This window comes from Micromonospora inositola (assembly GCF_900090285.1).
In the GTDB taxonomy this organism is placed as follows: domain Bacteria; phylum Actinomycetota; class Actinomycetes; order Mycobacteriales; family Micromonosporaceae; genus Micromonospora; species Micromonospora inositola.
On sequence record NZ_LT607754.1, the window covers coordinates 4,654,862 to 4,673,055 of the forward strand.

At 70.9% G+C, this 18,194-nt stretch carries 17 protein-coding genes and 1 riboswitch; of the genes, 7 read left to right on the forward strand and 10 right to left on the reverse strand.

Annotation, left to right across the window (positions count from 1 at the left end; genetic code table 11):
* Positions 1-56 precede the first annotated feature (56 nt).
* Positions 57-338, reverse strand: coding sequence for an SHOCT domain-containing protein (locus tag GA0070613_RS22185; protein ID WP_197698947.1), 282 nt, complete (start codon positions 336-338; stop codon positions 57-59).
* Positions 339-552: 214 nt separating this feature from the next.
* Positions 553-1,047: an SsrA-binding protein SmpB gene (gene smpB / locus GA0070613_RS22190; protein ID WP_089014058.1), complete on the reverse strand. Its 495-nt coding sequence runs from the start codon at positions 1,045-1,047 to the stop codon at positions 553-555.
* Positions 1,048-1,126: 79 nt separating this feature from the next.
* On the opposite strand from smpB, the gene GA0070613_RS22195 reads away from it, so the two are divergent.
* From GA0070613_RS22195 to GA0070613_RS22205, 3 genes are read left to right on the forward strand one after another with little or no spacing between them, the layout of a single operon-like run.
* On the forward strand, positions 1,127-1,447 hold the full coding sequence (locus tag GA0070613_RS22195) for an ArsR/SmtB family transcription factor (RefSeq protein ID WP_172875725.1): 321 nt from the start codon (positions 1,127-1,129) through the stop codon (positions 1,445-1,447).
* Entirely contained in the window at positions 1,447-2,421 is a 975-nt protein-coding gene (locus GA0070613_RS22200; RefSeq protein ID WP_231929367.1) for a TIGR03086 family metal-binding protein, read from the forward strand. The genes GA0070613_RS22195 and GA0070613_RS22200 overlap by 1 nt, the downstream gene beginning before the upstream one ends.
* Before the next feature lie 12 nt (positions 2,422-2,433).
* Positions 2,434-2,778, forward strand: a complete 345-nt coding sequence (locus GA0070613_RS22205) for a TfoX/Sxy family protein (protein ID WP_089014061.1) — start codon at positions 2,434-2,436, stop codon at positions 2,776-2,778.
* Here the strand turns inward: GA0070613_RS22205 and GA0070613_RS33620 are convergent.
* The 3 genes from GA0070613_RS33620 to GA0070613_RS22220 are packed head-to-tail and all read right to left on the reverse strand — an operon-like array spanning position 2,723 to position 4,865.
* Positions 2,723-3,319 carry a zinc ribbon domain-containing protein gene (locus tag GA0070613_RS33620; protein ID WP_231929369.1) on the reverse strand — a complete coding sequence of 199 codons (597 nt, stop codon included), beginning with the start codon at positions 3,317-3,319 and terminating at the stop codon, positions 2,723-2,725. The two genes, GA0070613_RS22205 and GA0070613_RS33620, sit on opposite strands and share 56 nt — an antisense overlap.
* Complete coding sequence (locus tag GA0070613_RS22215) at positions 3,316-4,143, reverse strand: sterol desaturase family protein (RefSeq protein ID WP_089014062.1); 828 nt, start codon at positions 4,141-4,143, stop codon at positions 3,316-3,318. The genes GA0070613_RS33620 and GA0070613_RS22215 overlap by 4 nt, the downstream gene beginning before the upstream one ends.
* The gene (locus GA0070613_RS22220) at positions 4,140-4,865 is read right to left on the reverse strand and encodes a FadR/GntR family transcriptional regulator (RefSeq protein ID WP_089014063.1); all 726 of its coding nucleotides are present in this window, start codon (positions 4,863-4,865) and stop codon (positions 4,140-4,142) included. Before GA0070613_RS22220 ends, GA0070613_RS22215 begins: the two co-directional genes overlap by 4 nt.
* A gap of 135 nt (positions 4,866-5,000) precedes the next feature.
* On the opposite strand from GA0070613_RS22220, the gene htpG reads away from it, so the two are divergent.
* Entirely contained in the window at positions 5,001-6,893 is a 1,893-nt protein-coding gene (htpG, locus tag GA0070613_RS22225; RefSeq protein WP_089014064.1) for a molecular chaperone HtpG, read from the forward strand.
* Between the two features lie 54 nt (positions 6,894-6,947).
* Here the strand turns inward: htpG and GA0070613_RS22230 are convergent, their stop codons facing one another.
* The 4 genes from GA0070613_RS22230 to GA0070613_RS22245 form a co-directional block, all read right to left on the reverse strand.
* Positions 6,948-7,307 (reverse strand): hypothetical protein, encoded by a 360-nt coding sequence (locus GA0070613_RS22230; RefSeq protein WP_089014065.1) that lies wholly within the window; start codon positions 7,305-7,307, stop codon positions 6,948-6,950.
* Between the two features lie 67 nt (positions 7,308-7,374).
* Entirely contained in the window at positions 7,375-8,073 is a 699-nt protein-coding gene (locus GA0070613_RS22235; protein ID WP_089014066.1) for an SDR family oxidoreductase, read from the reverse strand.
* Between the two features lie 52 nt (positions 8,074-8,125).
* The gene (locus GA0070613_RS22240) at positions 8,126-8,602 is read right to left on the reverse strand and encodes a winged helix-turn-helix transcriptional regulator (protein ID WP_089014067.1); all 477 of its coding nucleotides are present in this window, start codon (positions 8,600-8,602) and stop codon (positions 8,126-8,128) included.
* Positions 8,603-8,692: 90 nt separating this feature from the next.
* Positions 8,693-10,261, reverse strand: a complete 1,569-nt coding sequence (locus tag GA0070613_RS22245; protein WP_089014068.1) for an LLM class flavin-dependent oxidoreductase — start codon at positions 10,259-10,261, stop codon at positions 8,693-8,695.
* Between the two features lie 273 nt (positions 10,262-10,534).
* Positions 10,535-10,707: riboswitch (cyclic di-AMP (ydaO/yuaA leader) on the forward strand.
* Between the two features lies 1 nt (position 10,708).
* Between GA0070613_RS22245 and GA0070613_RS22250 the strand changes: the two genes are divergently transcribed.
* The gene (locus GA0070613_RS22250; RefSeq protein ID WP_089014069.1) at positions 10,709-11,392 is read left to right on the forward strand and encodes a LysM peptidoglycan-binding domain-containing protein; all 684 of its coding nucleotides are present in this window, start codon (positions 10,709-10,711) and stop codon (positions 11,390-11,392) included.
* Between the two features lie 184 nt (positions 11,393-11,576).
* A complete protein-coding gene (locus GA0070613_RS22255) occupies positions 11,577-11,951 on the forward strand; it encodes a YbaB/EbfC family nucleoid-associated protein (RefSeq protein WP_089014070.1) in 375 nt (124 codons plus the stop codon).
* 46 nt (positions 11,952-11,997) lie between these two features.
* Here the strand turns inward: GA0070613_RS22255 and GA0070613_RS22260 are convergent, their stop codons facing one another.
* Positions 11,998-14,031, reverse strand: coding sequence for a M4 family metallopeptidase (locus tag GA0070613_RS22260; protein WP_089014071.1), 2,034 nt, complete (start codon positions 14,029-14,031; stop codon positions 11,998-12,000).
* Positions 14,032-15,035: 1,004 nt separating this feature from the next.
* On the opposite strand from GA0070613_RS22260, the gene GA0070613_RS33070 reads away from it, so the two are divergent.
* A complete protein-coding gene (locus tag GA0070613_RS33070; RefSeq protein ID WP_408630961.1) occupies positions 15,036-18,173 on the forward strand; it encodes an OmpL47-type beta-barrel domain-containing protein in 3,138 nt (1,045 codons plus the stop codon).
* Positions 18,174-18,194 lie beyond the last annotated feature (21 nt).

Genomic DNA, 18,194 nt, shown 5'->3' on the forward strand with positions numbered 1-18,194 from the left:
CGGTCGCCGGCGGCGGCAACGCCTTCAGATGCCCGCCGGCCATGCCCGGGCGGTCCTTATGACTTACTCCGCAGGACGGCTCGGCGCTGCTTCAGCTCCTCCGCGCTGATCTCACCGCGAGCGTAGAGTTCCGCCAGGATGCGCTCTGCCGCGCTCCGCGCTGACCGGGCCGGCGACCTGCGGTAGATCAGGTAACCAACGGACGACAGCACGAGCAGCCAGAACAGGACAGGAAAGACCAGCCACCATCCCGGCCCGCCGTCCCAGGGGCCGTGCCCATCCGCCCACCCCGGGCCCGGGTGGGCGTACGCCCCATAGCTCATTACTTCCGCCAACATCACAACCTCCTTGGCATCGGGCTCGCTTCTGCTTGCCCCACGGCCCGAGCATCGCCCGCCGGTACTGGTGCCGTCGTCGGTCAGGCAACGACACCGGGAGTACGCCGCACAACGTACGTCGCTTCCACATAGCGCTACCGCGGACACCAGGCAGTGTGGGACGCCTCGAGATCGACGCACGACGTTGTCCCGTGTCGCCGGCCCGCACCGACCCTCACCGGGTGGGCCGGCGGGCCCCCTTGAGGCGTCGGCCCAGCTCCCGGGCGATCTCCCGGTTGGCGTCCCGCTCGGCGATGGCCTGTCGCTTGTCGTACGACTTGCGACCGCGGGCCAGGCCCAGCTCGACCTTGGCCCAGCCGTTGGCGAAGTACATCGACAGCGGCACCAGGGTCAGCCCGCCGCCGCCCTCGCGCAGCTTCTCCAGGATCCGGGCGATCTCCACCCGGTTCAGCAGCAGCTTGCGGGTGCGCCGGGGCTGGTGGTTGGTCCAGGTGCCGTAGCCGTACTCCGCGATGTGCAGGCCGTACAGCATGATCTCGCCGTCGCGCTCCTGGGCGAACGCGTCGACCAGCGACACCCGCCCCTCGCGCAGGGACTTGACCTCGGTGCCGGCCAGCACGATCCCCGCCTCGTAGGTCTTGAGGATCGTGTAGTCGTGGCGCGCCTTCTTGTTGGAGGCGATGAGCTTGCGCTCGGTGTCCCTGGACAAACCATCACCCCCTGCTCGTCGACCCGGAGCAGGATACGCCGCGTTGACAAACGCGTTAGTGCTCACTAACGTGTTTCTGGTGATCGACGCGCTGTCCGCCGCTGCTGAGCCCACCCGGCGACGCATCCTGCAGTTGCTCGCGTCGCAGCCCCGCACGGTGAGCAACATCGCGGCGGAGTTCACGGTCACCCGGTCGGCGATCTCCCAGCACCTCTTGTTGCTGGCGGAGGTCGGTCTGGTGGAGGCCGAGAAGGTCGGCCGGGAGCGCATCTACCGCGTCGTTCCCGAGGGGCTCCGTCAGCTGCAGGCCGAGATCGACCGGTTCTGGACCGCCGAGCTCGACCTCCTGGTCGCCGACGCGCATGCCCTGAAGTCTCAACGGATCGAGAGAGGCCGCTGATGTTCACCAAGACCGTCGTCCTTCCCGTCGGCATCGACGAGGCATTTGCCCTCATCACCGAGCCAGAGCGGCTACGTCGCTGGCAGGCCGTGTCGGCCCGGGTCGACCTGCGCGTGGGCGGTGACTATCGCTGGACCATCACCCCCGGCCACGTGGCGGCCGGCACGTTCCGGGAGGTCGAGCCCGGCAAGCGTGTCGTGTTCGGCTGGGGTTGGGAAGGCAACCCGGATCTCGCCCCCGACGCCTCGACCGTCATGATCACGGTCGAGCCGGTCGCCGACGGCACCCAGGTCACCCTGACCCACGAGGGGCTGACCGATGAGCAGGCGGCGATGCACGCCGAGGGCTGGAACCACTACTTCGGCCGTCTCGAGAAGGCTGCCGTCGCCGGGGACGCCGGCCCCGACGAGTGGTCCGCCGCTCCCGAGCGGCTGGACGAACTGTCCGCCGCCGACGCCACCCTGGCCGTGCTCCAGACGGTCCTGCGCCAGCTGACCTCTGCCGACCGCCCCAAGCAGACCCCGTGCGCCGACTTCACCTGCCACGACCTCGCCGAGCACCTGTTCGGCTCCATGATCGCCTTCGGCGCGATGGCCGGCGTGGAGGTGGTGAACCCCGAGACGGGTTCGCTGGAGAACCGGGTGGCCACCATGGCGGCCCAGGCCATCGAGGGATGGCGCGCCCGCGGTCTCGACGGCACCGTGCCCGCCCCCGGCGGCGACGAGATGCCGGCCAGGTTCGCGGCGAGCATCATGCCGGTGGAGTTCCTGTTGCACGCGTGGGACATGGCCCAGGGCAGCGGCACGCCCCTGGTCGTCAGTGACGAGGTCGTGGCCTACGTCCACAAGCTCGCCGAGCAGATCGTCCCCGGGGCGCGCGGTGCCTCGTTCGGCGACGAGGTGGCCCCGTCGACGGGTGCCGACCCAATGGAGCGGTTGGCCGCCTTCGCCGGCCGGCGCCCCGTGGCTGAGTGACAGGATCCAACGATGCAGATGCCCAAGCCCACCGACGGTGACAAGCAGTTCTTCCGGACCGTCGTCCCCGAGGAGCCGGGGGTCGAGGTCAAGCCGATGTTCGGCAACCTCGGCGCGTTCGTGAACGGCAACATGTTCGCCGGGCTGTTCGGCTCGTCCGTCGGCGTGAAGCTCGCCACCGACGATCTGGCGGAACTGGCGACGATCGAGGGTGCGGGACCGTTCGGCCCAGCCGAGCGGCCGATGGGTGGATACCTGTCGCTGCCTGCGTCATTCACCGCCGAGCAGGCGACCCGGTGGGTCAGCAAGGCACAGGCGTACGTCGCGACGCTGCCGCCCAAGGTGAAGAAGAATTGACGTTCTCTCCGCCCAGAAGGACGGAGATTCCCTCCACGCTGCGCGTGGAACACGCGGCGTCCGGGTGGATTACCGCTTCGCCGCGCGGTGCCACCATTGCTGGTGGTCTTACCTGCGCTCCACGGTCGTTTGAGTTGTCCGCCCGTCCGGCGGCCAACACGTTCATGGCGGCGTTGATGCGTCCACACTGCGAGCACATCCGGGTCGATGGGAAGAACCGGTCGATCCGGCCGAAGGTCCGCCCGAGCCGGGCGGCCTTGTATTCCAGCATCGCGGTGAAGCTGTCCCATCCGGCGTCGTGCACCGATTTGGCTAGCCGGGTCCGGCCGAGACCGACGACGCACAGGTCCTCGACGTACACCGCTTGGTTGTCGCGGATGATCCGTGCGTCGGCCCGGCGGCGGGCAGCCCACAGGTACGCCAGCAGCAACGGTGCCAGCAGCGGTTTGGCCAGCCACTGCAGCGCGGTCAGGTCGAACGCGACGCCGACCAGCTCGACGGCGGCGACGACCCCGAACGCGCGCAGCCAGGGCCGCGTCACCGGGCCGGCTGCCAGCCGGGCCGGCCGAGCACGTAGCCGAGCCGGTGCCGCCAGGATGTGGCCGCCCGGGCGTCCGCCCAGATCGAGGCGTATTCGTGGGTGGCCACCCGCAACGGGTTGTATGTGGTGAGGTTCTTGGTGAGCCCGTACCGGACGGTGGCGCGTTCCGGCTCGAAGCTGCCGAAGAGCCGGTCCCAGACGATCAGGATGCCGCCGTAGTTGCGGTCGAGGTACTCAGCGTTGGAGCCGTGGTGGACCCGGTGGTGGGACGGGGTGTTGAAGACCCACTCGATCGGCCGGGGCAGCACACTGATCCGCTCGGTGTGCAGGAAGAACTGGTAGAGCAGGCTGATCGACTGCTGGAGGAAGATCATCCAGGGCGGGATGCCGAGCAGGGCGAGGGGCAGCCAGAACGGCAGCGAGGTCATCGGCGTCCAGCTCTGCCGCAGGGCGGTGGAGAGGTTGTAGAAGACGCTGGAGTGGTGCACGACGTGGCTCGCCCAGAGCAGTCGTACCTCGTGGTGCAGCCGGTGGAACCAGTAGTAGGCCAGGTCGTCGGCGAAGACGAGCAGCACCCAGGTCCACCAGGAGCCGGGGGAGAGGTGGACCGGGGCGATCGTCCACAGCCCGGCGTAGAGGCCGACGGTGGCCAGCTTCCACGGGAAGCCGATCACCTGGCTGCCCAGGCCCATGGAGAGGCTGGTGGTGGTGTCGCGCAGCTCGTAGCCGCGTTCGTCGTCGTCCGGCGCGAACCGGTAGGAGAGGGCCTCGACGATGATGAGCAGCAGGAACGCCGGGACGGCGTAGAGCACGGCGGGAATCACGCTCGGGCTTCCCTTCCGGACGGGGTGGTGGGGGTGGTGACCGGGGCGGTCAGCAGGGCCCGGGCGTGCCGGGCGGCGGCCGCGCCCTGGCCGGCGGCGATGGCCGCGGCGAGCCGGCGATGGCCGGCGATGTCGAGCAGTTCGGCGGCCCGGCTGTCGGGCGGAACGTCGCCCACCGCGAACGTGCCGGTCACCAGGCTGTTGAACGCCAGCAGATAGGCGGTGTTGCCGGAGCCGCGGACGATCAGCCGCCACATGGCGATGTTGGCCTCGGCCATCTGCGGCAGGTCGGGCGCGAGCGCCGCGTACTCCTCGGCGGCCCGGACCACCGCGGCCGTGACCGGCGGGTCGCCGCGCTCGGCGCAGAGCCGGGCCGCGTCGGTCCCGACGCAGGCCCGCATCTCCAGCATGTCGCGGACCAGCGTTTCCACCGGGAGTACGTCGCCCGACTGGGTCAGCGACAGCGCCAGGTCCAGCCCGGCGTGCACCCGCCAGTCCAGCACCCGGGTCGCGCCGCCCTGGCTGACCCGGACCAGTCCGAGCTGTTGGAGCCGGCGCAGCGCCTCCCGGACGGCGTGCCGGTTGACGGCGAACGCGGCGGCCAGCTCCCGCTCGCCGGGCAGCGTCTCGTCCGGCCGGTAGCGACCGCTGACGATGGCGTCGCGAAGCTGGCCGAAGACGTGGTCGGAGACGGAGGCGCGGGGGACCGGGGCGAAGGCCATGGGCAGAGTGTGGCCCCGGACACATCAACCCGTCAACTGGTTGGACCACACGGGTGGCGGCCACCCTCCGCCACCCGCGCCGGCGCGGCTCGTATCCTTTCGCCGGAAGGCCCCGCACGGAGGAAGGGAGTCGGTGTGAGCGACCAGGTCGAGACATTGGAGTTCCAGGCCGAGGCACGTCAGCTGCTCCAGCTGATGGTCCACTCGATCTACTCGAACAAGGACGTCTTCCTGCGCGAACTCATCTCGAACGCGTCGGACGCGCTGGACAAGCTCCGGCTGGAGTCGCTGGTCGACAAGGACCTGGCGGCCGACGTCTCCGACCTGCACATCGAGATCGCGGTCGACAAGGACGCCCGGACGCTGACCGTCCGGGACAACGGCGTCGGCATGTCCCGGGACGATGTCGTGTCGCTGATCGGAACCATCGCCAAGTCCGGCACCGCTGAGTTGCTGCGTAGGCTGCGGGAATCCAAGGACGCGGGCGCGTCCCAGGAGCTGATCGGCCAGTTCGGCGTCGGTTTCTACGCGACCTTCATGGTCGCCGACCGGGTGACCCTGCTGAGTCGCCGGGCCGGGGAGAGCGGCGGCACCCGATGGGAGTCCACCGGCGAGGGCACCTACACGGTCGAGGCCGTCGACGAGGCCCCGCAGGGCACCTCGGTCACCGTGCACCTCAAGCCGGCCGACACCGAGGACAACCTGCACGACTACACCGCCGAGTGGACGGTCCGGGAGATCGTCAAGCGGTACTCCGACTTCATCGCCTGGCCGATCCGGATGACCGTCGAGCGTGCGGGCGAGGATGGCGCGACCACCCGCGAGGCGCAGACCCTCAACTCGATGAAGGCCCTGTGGGCCCGGTCCCGCGACGAGGTCGACGAGGCCGAGTACAAGGAGTTCTACAAGCACGTCAGCCACGACTGGGCCGACCCGCTCGAGACCATCCACATGCGCGGCGAGGGCACCTTCGAGTACGAGGCGCTGCTCTTCCTGCCCTCCCACGCGCCGCTGGACCTGTTCTCCCCGCAGGGCCGCCGGGGCGTGCAGCTCTACGTCAAGCGCGTGTTCATCATGGACGACTGCGACGCGCTCATGCCCAACTACCTGCGCTTCGTCAAGGGCGTCGTGGACGCGCACGACCTGTCGCTGAACATCTCCCGGGAGATCCTCCAGCAGGACCGGCAGATCCGCGCTGTACGCCGTCGCCTGGTCAAGAAGGTCCTCGCCACCCTCAAGGAGATGCCGGCGGAGTCGTACCGCACCTTCTGGGCCGAGTTCGGCGCGGTGGTCAAGGAAGGGCTGCTCGAGGACCCCGACAACGCCGAGCCGCTGCTGGACCTGGTGCGGGTCGCCTCCACCCACGACCCGGCCGAGCTGACCACGCTGCGCGACTACGTGGCGCGGATGAAGGACGGCCAGTCCGAGATCTACCTCGCCACCGGCGAGTCGCGGAGCACGATCGAGAACTCGCCGCACCTGGAGGCCTTCCGCGCCAAGGGCTACGAGGTCCTGATCCTCACCGACCCGGTCGACGAGGTCTGGGTCGAGCGGGTCGGCCAGTACGGCGGCAGGGCCCTGCGCTCGGTCGCCAAGGGCCAGGTCGACCTGGAGACCGACGAGGAGAAGGCGAAGGCCGAGGCGGAGCGGAAGGACCACGCCGAGCTGCTGACCTGGCTGACCGGCGCGCTCGCCGACAGCGTCAAGGAGGTCCGGCTCTCCTCCCGGCTGACCACCTCACCGGCGTGTGTGGTCGGCGACGCGCACGACATGACTCCGACGCTGGAGAAGATGTACCGGGCGATGGGGCAGGAGGTGCCGCGGGTCAAGCGGATCCTGGAGCTGAACCCGAGCCACCCGCTGGTCACGGGCCTGCGCAAGGCCCACGAGCAGGGCGGCGACATCGAGGGCCTCACCGAGACCGCCGAGCTGCTGTACGGCATGGCGCTGCTCGCCGAGGGTGGGGAGCTGGCCGACCCGTCCCGGTTCACCCGGATCCTCGCCGACCGGCTCGCTCGCACGCTGTAACGCGTCTGCCGTCCGTCGGCCGCAGCCCTCCGCGCCGCGGCCGACGGACGCCCGCTATCCGAGCGCCAGCCGCTCCAGGCGCGCCGCCTCCTGGACAGACGGCTCACCCGGCTCGCTGCGGAGCAGCCGCCACCGGGACGTCCGCCCGTCGGGGCCGGTCAGCTCGCCGTGGGCGAGGGCCCGGTCGATGTCGCGTCGTACCCGCAGTTCCAGGTCCGGGTCGGTGGCGAAGAGGATCCGCAGGCGCACCTCGTCGCCGTTCCGCTCCGCCTCGGTGTGGTGCGGGGCGACCGGGCAGGGCGGTTCGTGTTCCCAGTGGCCGCACAGGACGGTCGTGATGGCGGCCCCGGGGGCGGCCGGATCGTCGTCCGGGCCCATGCCGAGGACGGCCTGGTGCGCGAAGCCCTGTCGCATGCCGCCATTGTGCGCCCACCCGCCCCTGCGCGCGGCGGATCCACCGGGGGACCCGCCGCGCCGGGTGTCAGGGCAGCTCGGGATAGAGCGCGGCCACCCCGCCGGACAGGCCCGCGAGGACCCGCCGGGAGGTCTCGTCGGCGATGATCTCGTACCGGTCGGCCTCGATCCCGTCGACGGCGATCCGGGCGATCTCGGCCGGGTCGGACTTCGGCCCGGACACCTGGGCCGTCATGTCGGTGTCCATGTACCCGACGTGCAGGCCGGCGACCCGGACACCCCGGCGGGCGAGCTGCGTTCGCAGCGCGTTGGACAGCGACCACTCGGCGGCCTTGGCCGCGCTGTACGCCCCCACCCCCGGGAAGCTCACCCAGGACAGCGCGGAGAGGATGTTCAGGATCGTCCCGCCGCCGTTGGCGGCGATGTGCGGCGCGAACGCCCGCACCACCGACAGCGTGCCGAAGTAGTGGGTCTCCATCTCCAGCCGGATGGCCGCCAGGTCGGCGTCGAGCAGGTCCGCCCCGGTGCTGATGCCGGCGTTGTTGACCAGCAGCGTCACGTCGCCGGCCAGCGCGGCGGCCGCGGCCACCGAGTCCGGGTCGGTGATGTCCAGCCGGACCGGGGTGACGCCCGGCAGGTCGACGCTGTCGGGATTGCGGGCGCCGGCGTACACGGTGGCGCCGCGGGCCGCCAGCTCGGCGGCGAGGTGGCGGCCGAAGCCGCGGTTGGCCCCGGTGACGAGGGCACTGCGTCCAGCGATCTTCATGTCCTGCTCCTGAGTGTGTCGGGTCGAGGGGGTGTGTCGGCGGGCCGACCGGTCACGCACGTAGCAGGCCGGGACCCGGGAGGACGTCGATCTCGCCGGGCGGTACGTCGTGCCCGGCCGCACAGCGCAGCCGCGCGTGGACGGCGGCACCGCAGTCGTGGTGCTCGACCCGGACCGACGGGCCGGCCTCGTCGGCGGCCCAGGCGTCCCCCCACTGGCGCAGCGCGGTGAGCACGGGCAGCAGCTCCTGCCCCTTGCGGGTCAGCAGGTACTCGTCCCGGGTGCGTTGCCCCGGCTGTCGGTAGGGGCGCCGTTCGAGCAGGCCGTCGGCGACGAGCTGCTTCAGTCGCGCGGCGGCGACCGGCTCGCTGATCCCGACCCGCCGGGCGAAGTCGTCGAAGCGGCGGGTGCCGAACGAGGCCTCGCGCAGCAGCAGCAGGGTGGACCGGTTTCCGACCACCTCGATCGCCCGGGCGATCGAGCAGTTGCTGTTCTGCCAGGCGTCGCGCTGCTCGAGGAAGTCCGTCATGCCGGCGACGCTACCCCGCTGACTTAGGAAAGCCAAAGTCAGCTAGGTCACGCGACCCCGGGGAATACCGACGGCGGATCCGCCGCTGTCTCACACCTGCCCGGCGTAGAAGCCGTACCGGGCCAGCGGCTCGACGATGGTCTGCTCCTCGTACGACAGGTGCGACAGCAGGGTGTCGCTGAGGATGTCCACCGCCTTCTGGAGCTCGGTGAAGTCGCCCGGATTGCGGATCAGGTCCACCAGGGCCCGGTCCACGCCCTCCACCACGTCGTGGATGACCACGTGCTCCGCCTCCAGGCGGTCGAGCACGGGGACCAGCCCGGGGTTGGAATGCCGCAGGTGCGGGAAGATCGAATTGTCCTCCAGCCCGTGGTGCTGGCTGACCGCCGTGCAGTACGCGGCGCAGTACGCCCCCAGCGTCCAGTTGTTCTGCCGCATGGTCATCTGGTTCAGCACGGCCCGGGCGGCGCCGGCGGAGACCACCCCCCGCCGCACCTGCTGCAGCAGGTCACGTACCTGTGCCAGCTCCTGCCGCAGGTGGTCGTGCACGTCGACGAGGTGCCCGCCGACGGCCTGCGCGTGCGGGGTGTAGACGTGCCCGGCCGGCGCCGGCGGGGCGGCCGGGCGGGTGGACTCGTCCCAGAGTTCGTGGTCGGTCAGCCGGACCTCCGGATCGGGGGTGGGGGTGACGGCGAGCGTGGTGGAGCCGCCGGCCTCGACCACCTCGCGCTGCTCCTCAACGGCCTTCGCCCGGCTGCCGGGCTCGGCGCGCTCGGCGGCGACCAGCTCCCGCACGGCGGGCGCGACCTCCTGCGCGAAGAGCTGGATCGCGGTGGGGTCGTCGGCGCCGAGGATGAACCCGGAGGTGCCGTGGTCCAGGGCGAGACCCGCCAGCTCCTCCACCCACTGCTCGGGGGGCCCGGCCAGGAAGCCGGAGCGGGAGCGGGTGAATCGCCCGGAGATGTTGAGCAGCCGCCGCACCGAGCGGGGATCCCGCCCGGCCGCGTCGGCGCCCTCGTCGACCAGCGCGTTGAGGTCCGCCAGCTCCGCCGGCCCCTTGGGCAGGTACGCCATCGACGGCAGCCAGCCGTCCGCCGCCCGCCCCACCAGCCGCAGCATCCGCGGCTTGTACGCGCCGATCCAGATCCCCACCTCGTGCGCCGGCGCGGGTCCCCGCTTCGCGCCGACCACCCGGTAGTGCTCGCCCTCGACCCGGATCCCGCCACGCCGGTCGACCGCCCACACCCTCCGGATGATCCGGATCGCCTCGTCCAATGCGTCCACGGCCTGGCCGGGGGTGAGCCGCCGCCCCCCGTTCGCCTCGATCGCCTCCCAGAAGGCGCCCGCGCCGAGACCCAGCTCGGCGCGGCCGTCGCTGAGCAGGTCCAGGCTGGCGACGCTGCGGGCCAGCACCACCGGCTGCCGCAGCGGCAGGTTCAGCACGTTGCCGGCCAGCCGGATGCGGCTGGTCGCCGCCGCCAGGAACGACATCAGCGTCCAGGTGTCCAGGAAGCCCGGCTGGTACGGGTGGTCCTGGAAGGTGGCGAGGTCGAGGCCGACCTGTTCGCAGAGCTTGGCGAGGGCCACCACCTGCTCGGGCCGGTCGGCGGTGGGGGTGAGGAAGCTGCCGAAGATGAGTTGGTGCCCGTAGTCCGTCATGTGCGCCCGCTACCTCGTTCGCGTCCCGTGCCGCTCGGCCGGCCACCGGCCTTCGCCACCGTAGCCGGAGGCCAGAAGGGACGCCCAGCGCCACCGACCTGCGTGGGGACCCGCTGTCCGGCACCCGCCCGGCAGCCTCCTTATTGCACATCCGGACACCTCGCAACTCGTAATGCCGCGCCTTCGCTCGGCCGGGTGAAGAACTTCACAAGAAGTGGGCGATCACCCCAAACCGTTCCTAACGTCGTATGCGTTCGCGATTGCGGACACCACGGGCCGGTAACGCCTAATTCCGCCGCCGGCCCGGTGGTACCTGGACCTCAGGCGGGAGCGGGGGACCCACACGTTCCTCGGTGCTCGACACCTCGGGGTGAAGCCGCCTACCGGCGGCCGGGCTCCTCGGCCCGAACCCGACAGCTCACCTCGTCGGCGTGGAGGAAACCCAACATGGCAACTGAACACACCGCACGCCACCACCGGACCAGCCCGCGTCGGCTCGCCGTCGGGGCACTCGTCGTCGGCGCGGCAACCGGCGCCGCCGCGATCCTCGGGCCGGCCGCGCCGGCCAGCGCGGCCAGCGTGAACTGGGACGCCATCGCCCAGTGTGAGTCCGGCGGCAACTGGCACATCAACACCGGCAACGGCTACTACGGCGGCCTGCAGTTCTCCAAGAGCACCTGGAACGGCTACGGCGGCCAGAAGTACGCCAGCCGGGCCGACCTGGCCAGCCGCGGCGAGCAGATCGCCATCGCCGAGAGGGTCCTCGACGGGCAGGGCATCGGCGCCTGGCCGGTCTGCGGCAAGAAGGGCGGCTCGACGAAGCACTATTCGTCCAAGTCGGACTCAGGGACGAAGAAGAAGTCCCGCTCGGACTCCGGGTCGAAGTCCAAGGCCGGCTCCTCGGAGCGGTCCTCGCGCGGCGACCGGCCGGCCACCCGTAGCCACCGGCGTACCGCGCCGGCCTCGGGCGGCTCGGGCGCCTACGTGGTGAAGCCGGGCGACGCCCTGTCGATGATCGCCGACGTGCAGGACCTGGCCGGCGGCTGGCACGCGCTGTACGAGCGCAACAAGCGCGTGGTCGGCGACGACCCGGGCCTGATCTTCCCGGGCCAGCAGCTGCGGCTGCGCTGACGTACCACCGGTTCCCACCCCACCGGTCGGAACCGACGCAGCCGACGAACGCCCGGCCGGTGCTCCGGCCGGGCGTTCGCCGTCCGGCAACCCGCCGTGGACGTGGCGACGGTGTGGCGGGCGGGTCGGGACGCGGATTGCTATCGTCACGGTGCTCGTGAAGGGACGTGAAGAAAGCGCGGCTATGACCAACGAACCGTTCTCCGCGGCCGCGAGCCTCGATGAGCTGCTGACCCGGACGCAGCAGGCGTTGTCGGCCATGCGCTCCCGGCCGGCCGAGCACACCGACGGCGATGCGCCGGAACTGCTCCGCGCCGATGGCACGGCGGCCGACGGGCTGGTGCGGGCTGTGGTCGTCCAGGGTGGCCGGTTGGAGTCCGTCACCGTCGACCCGCGGCTGTCGGCGGCGGGGATCGAGACGGTCTGCGGGCACATCGTGGCGGCCGTCAACGCCGCCCTCGCCGACCTGGAAGCCCAGGTCAGCGCCACGGCGCGGGCCGACGTGGACGCCCTGGCCGCCCGGCTGGCCGCAGCACCCCGCCTACGGCTGACGCACTGAAGCGGTCGGTCGCCGGGAGGACGACGACCGACCGCTTCGGAGTTGATCAGCTCAGGTTGAGCGCGGTGTCATCGATGACGAAGGACGTCTGCAGGGAGCTGTCCTCCACACCGCTGAACGAGATGGTCGCGGTGGTGCCGGCCAGCGACGAGACGTCGAAGGACTTCAGGACGTAGCCGGCGGCGGCGTTCACGTTTGAGTACGTCGCCAGGGTGGTGCTGCCGGCCTTGACGGTCAGCTTGTCGTAGACGGTGCTGCCCGACTCGGACGTGTCGATGTGCAGGTAGAAGGAGAGCGTGGCCCGACATCCGGCCGGGATGCTCACCGCCTGCGACAGGGTGTCGGTGTGGGTCGAGCCGTACCCGTCAAGCCACGCCTTGTACGAACCGCCGTGCGCGGCCTGGCTGGTGGAGTTGGTGATGACGCCGGAGGTGGCGGTCCAGCTCACGGCGCCGGACTCGAAGCCGGGGTTGGCCAGCTTCTGGCCGGAGCAGCTGCCGGTGGGCGGCGGGGTGGTGGTGCCGCTGCAGGTCGGGTCGCCGGACTGGGCCGGCACGCTGACCGCGTCCCACGCGGCCTTGACCGTGTTGAACTCGGTGCAGCCGGTCGGGTAGAGGTTCTTCGCCGCCTGCAGCGTCCAGGTGCGGTACTTCAGGTACGACGAGGACGTCGTCTTCAGCAGCATCGCGTTGTACATGATCTTGATGGCCTTCTGGATGCCCAGGCCGGTGACGCTGCTGCCGTTGCAGGTGGAGCTGGTCGGCTGACCGTTGGTCGGGCTGCTGCCGTTGGCCAGCAGGTAGAACCAGTGGTTGCCGGGACCGGCCGCCGCGTGCACCTCCGTGCTGGGGATGCTGCTGGAGTAGCAGTTGGGGTCACCCAGCGCCGACGGGTTGTACATGTTGCGGATCGGGCCGCTGCCGACCAGATTGATCTTCTCGCCGACCAGGAAGTCGGGAGCGTCGTAGCTGGAGGGCTCGTTGGCGAACCACTCCGTCGCCGCGCCGAAGGTGTCGGCGACGAACTCCTGGGTCCCGTTGCCGGAGATGCCACCCGGGGTGTGGTCGTCGATGCCGTGGCCGATCTCGTGGGCGATCACGTCGATCGAACCGATCCACTGGCCGGAGGTGTTCTTGCCGATCTGGACCTGGGTGCCGTCGTAGTAGGCGTTCTGGTCGTTCAGGCCCACCCGGATCGGCCAGGCGCCGCCGGCGCCGTCGGCGCCGTTGCGGCCGAGCCACTGGGCGAGCATCTTGTGCTCGGTCTGGGCGCCGAACAGCGCGTCGACGCAGCCGGTCTCCTTGTTGGTGGCCGTGCCGTTGCCCCAGACGTCGTCCGAGCCGGAGAACGTCGTGTTGGTCGCGGCGTCCTGGCAGCTCTGGTTGGTGACGGTCGGGTCCTTCATCGAGTACGTGCTGCCTGACAGCGTGGTGTTGAGGGTCAGCGGGCTCGGCCCGTTCCACGCGCCAGTGCCGCTGCCGTGCACGACGTGCTCCTGCGTGCGCAGCACCTTGCCGGTCAGGGCGTCGACGTCCACGGTGAGCCGGCTCGGGCCGTCCGCGGTGGTGCCCCGGACGGTGGTCTCCCAGGCCAGGGCCGGCTTGCTGTCGAGGGTGTAGACGACCAGCGTGGTGCCCTCGACGGTGGTCACGCTCTTCAGTTGGGCGCGGGCGGTCTTCTCCGCGGCCGTGGCCTTGAGCTTCGGCGTCGTGGCGAGGCTGCCGATGCTCTGCTGCTGGGCGACGGAGGCGTACTTCAGGTTGCCGGCGGAGTCGGTCGCCAGGACGAAGTCGCCGCCGGTCACCGGCAGGCCCTTGTAGGTGCGCTCGTAGGGCACGTACTGGGTGCCTTCGGAGGAGATGACGGGCCTCTGGACGAACGCCTCGTCCGAGCTGGCGTGCAGGTACTGCGGGCGGCTGGCGACCAGCGCGCTGGCCGAGTTGGCGGCGAGCGTGCGGGCCTGGGCCGCGTCGGGGGCGGGGCTGTGAGGCGCGGCCTGCACGGCCGCGGCGGTGCCGGCGGCGATCAGACCGGCCGCGGCCGCGCCGGACAGCGCGACGAGGCGAGGTGAGAGCTTCAAGGGGGTGCGCTCCTGTTCTCTGGCGGCGCGCGGAGCCCGGTAGGGGCGCGCGCCGCGGTCAAGCTGCGAGGCGGGCGATGGTGGTCGTCCGGAGCTGCCGGCGTGCCCCGGGTCGACCGACCGACCATCCCGAGCCACCGGGGATCGGTGACTCGTGGCAGCACGATCACACGGGCAGGGGTGCAGATCAATGGGTGACCGGGGCAACCGTCTTGTTCCGGTCGCCGGGGCGACATCGACAATTCAGACAGCCATGATCTTCAATGGCCCTGATCAGCCCTTATGTTCATGGCAGTCGATGGAGGGCGGCCCGACTTGCGGCATATGCCGCTATCCGCTGATGGTGCGCCTTGGCGCCCCCCCGGCAATGTGCTGCTCCGCGACGGGCGGCCCCGGCGGCGTCATCGACTTCGGGGCCGCCGGCGTCGGGGACCCGCTCCGGAGACGTCTGCGTCGCCGCAACGCGCTCCGTCCACCGTGGCACGCGTGGCACGACCGCCTGGCGATTCGCGAGGCTACTTTCGTTTGTGCAAGCGAAAAGTAGCTGGCACATCGACGAAAGCTATGGACACCCTGAGAGGAAGTTAGTAGGGTCGGTCATTGTCAATATGTTTCGTCGAGATGAACCGGCACGGTAGTTCTCGACTGTGACCTTCAGGCGGCGCAACCCGTCCGGAGGCCACGACCGGCCAGGGATGGCCGTCCCCGGGTCAACGCCGCACCACGGCGACCCGGCGCGGGCACGCGCCGCGGGTCGACCGACGTCCGTCCGTACCCGACGACTACCCGTCAGCTCCGACGCGGAACCGCGTCCGATGCCGCGTGCGATCCGGCTCGCCGCCGACATCGGGCCATCAATCCACACAGGACGACCGTGGCGACCGCCACGGCCGGGGATCCCGCGCGGCCAGGGAGGGGCCGCCGGGTAGCTCCGACAACTCCTGACATCGACGGGCCGACGCACGCTCCGCCCGGTGCTCCTCCGGACCGTGAAAGAGGCATCCATGAATTCACATCCACCGCGCGGCCGGCTCGCCGTGAGCCGGCTCAGGAGACCGATGGCGACCATCGCCACGATGGTCCTCCTGCTGACCGCCGCCGTGGCTGCGTCCCCGGCGAACGCGCGTCCGACTGATCCGGAACGGCCGGCGGCGACCGCGCCGTCGCAACAGCTCCAGGCCCAGGTCCTCACCTGGACCGCCGGCGACAACTTTCTGTCGTACCGGTCCGCGCCGACGACCGCCACGGCCGGACCGGCCACCCTCGTGTTCGAGAACAGCGCGGCGACCGGCAACACCACCGGCATGCAGCACACCCTCACCTTCGAGACCGGGAACCCCGCGTACAACAGCGATGTCGACGTGAACATCCTGGCCGACCCATCGGACAGCAACGGGGGCCGGTGGACGGTCGACGTGGTCCTCACGCCCGCCACCTACCGGTACTTCTGCTCGATCCCCGGCCACGGCGGCATGACCGGTCTCCTGGTCGTCAGCGACGGCGGGTCGGACACCACGGCCCCGACGGTGACGGCGGCGGTGACCGGCGAGAAGGACGCCAACGGCGCCTACGTGGGCAGTGCCACGGTCACCCTGTCGGCGACGGACACCGGTTCGGGTGTCGACAAGGTGGAGTACTCCCTGGACGGGGGCCCGTACGGCACCTATTCGGCGCCGGTGACCGTGAACCAAACGGGTCAGCACACGGTCAGCTACCGGGCGACGGACAAGGCGGGTAACACTTCGTCGGCGCAGTCGGTGTCGTTCACGGTGGTGCAGACGCCGCCGGCGGACACCACGCCGCCGACGGTGACGGCGGCGGTGACCGGGCAGAAGGACGCCAACGGCGCGTACGTGGGCAGCGCGACGGTGACCCTGTCGGCGACGGACACCGGCTCGGGTGTGGACCGGGTCGAGTACTCCCTCGACGGGGGCGCCTACACCGGCTACTCCGCGCCGGTGACGGTGAACCAGACCGGTCAGCACACGGTCAGCTACCGGGCCACGGACAAGGCGGGTAACACCTCGTCGGCGCAGTCGGTGTCGTTCACGGTGGTGCAGACGCCGCCGGCGGACACCACGCCGCCGAGCGTGACGGCCGCGGTGTCCGGGGACAAGGATGCGACCGGCGGGTACGTGGGCAGCGCGACGGTGACCCTGTCGGCGACGGACACCGGCTCGGGCGTGGACCGGATCGAGTACTCCCTCGACGGGCAGCCCTACGCCGGCTACTCGGCGCCGGTGACGGTCAACCAGCCGGGTCAGCACACGGTGTCGTACCGGGCCACCGACAAGGCCGGCAACACCTCGTCGGCGCAGTCGGTGTCGTTCACGGTGGTGCAGACGCCGCCGGCGGACACCACGCCGCCGACGATGACGGCGGCGGTGACCGGGCAGAAGGACGCCAACGGCGCGTACGTGGGCAGTGCCACGGTGACCCTGTCGGCGACGGACACCGGCTCGGGTGTGGACCGGGTCGAGTACTCCCTCGACGGGGGCGCCTACACCGGCTACTCCGCGCCGGTGACGGTGAACCAGACCGGTCAGCACACGGTCAGCTACCGGGCCACGGACAAGGCCGGTAACACCTCGTCGGCGCAGTCGGTGTCGTTCACGGTGGTGCAGACGCCGCCGGCCGACACGACGCCGCCCACCGCCACCGCGGTGGTGAGCGGTCAGAAGGACGCCAACGGCGCGTACGTCGGGAGCGCGACGGTGACCCTGTCGGCGACGGACACCGGCTCGGGTGTGGACCGGGTCGAGTACTCCCTGGACGGGCAGCCCTACGCGGGCTACTCGGCGCCGGTGACGGTGAACCAGCCGGGTCAGCACACGGTGTCGTACCGGGCGACCGACAAGGTGGGTAACACCTCGTCGGCGCAGTCGGTGTCGTTCACGGTGGTGCAGACGCCGCCGGCCGACACCACCCCGCCCACCGCGACCGCCGCCGTGTCCGGCCAACTGGACGACAACGGCGCCTACCTGGGCAGCGCCACCGTCATCCTGTCGGCCGCGGACGCGGGCTCGGGCGTCGACCGGATCGAGTACTCCCTCGACGGGCAGCCCTACAGCCGGTATTCGGCACCGGTCACCGTGAACCAGCCCGGCCAGCACACGTTCAGCTACCGGGCCACCGACAAGGCCGGCAACACCTCGGGCACCGCGTCGGTCACGTTCACCGTGGTGGCGAGCGGGCCCGGCCCCGACTGCCCGGTCAAGGACACCCGCCCGACCGTGTGGCTCGGCACCGTGGACAGCGGTGTGCCCAACCGGGTCGTCGAGGGCGACTGCACGATCAACAACGTCATCTCCGACGAGCGGAGCTGGCCCAACCACGGCCAGTTCGTCAGCCACGTGACGACGATCGCCGAGCACCTGCACCACCTGGGCGTCATCAGCCACCAGGAGCACGGGCGACTGGTGAGCGCCGCCGGCCGCTCCGGCGTCGGCAAGCCGGACGAGAAGAACGGCTACCAGCCGCTGCTGGACAACACGACCGCGTCCTTCGGCCGCTGGCAGCAGGTCGGCGCGGGCGGCTTCACCCGCAACGCGGACGGGTCCATCACCAGCAAGCCCGTACCGGGCCTCGGCATGCTCTGGTTCCCGGTGTCCGCGTACGGCGACTTCTCGCTGAAGCTGCGGTGGCGCGACGACGCCCCCGGGGACGCCCGGGCCAACAGCGGGGTGTTCGTCCGCTTCCCGGACGTGCGCCAGCACCCCGCCGAGTCCCGCCCCGAGTGGGTGGCCATCAAGTACGGCCACGAGCTCCAGATCCTCGACCGGCCCGACGGTGACCAGTACAAGAGCGGCTCGGTGTACGGCTTCGACCGGGTCGACCTGGCCAGCGCCCACGTCACCGGAAAGGGCACCTGGAACGACTACGAGATCCGGGTGGTCGGGCAGCACTACTCCGTCTTCCGCAACGGAGAGCTGATCAACGACTACGTGAACAGCCCGGACGCGGTCTTCAGCCCGCCCCGGGCGGACGACCCCGGCGGGGCCGGACGGCAGAGCGCGCGCGGATACATCGGCCTGCAGAACCACGGCACCGCCGACGTCATCAGCTTCCGCGACGTGCGGATCGCACCGCTGAACCCGTGCTGCCCCGACGGAGCGGCCGGCAACTCGAGCTCCTGCTGCTGAGCGAGCGAAGGGAAACCACCA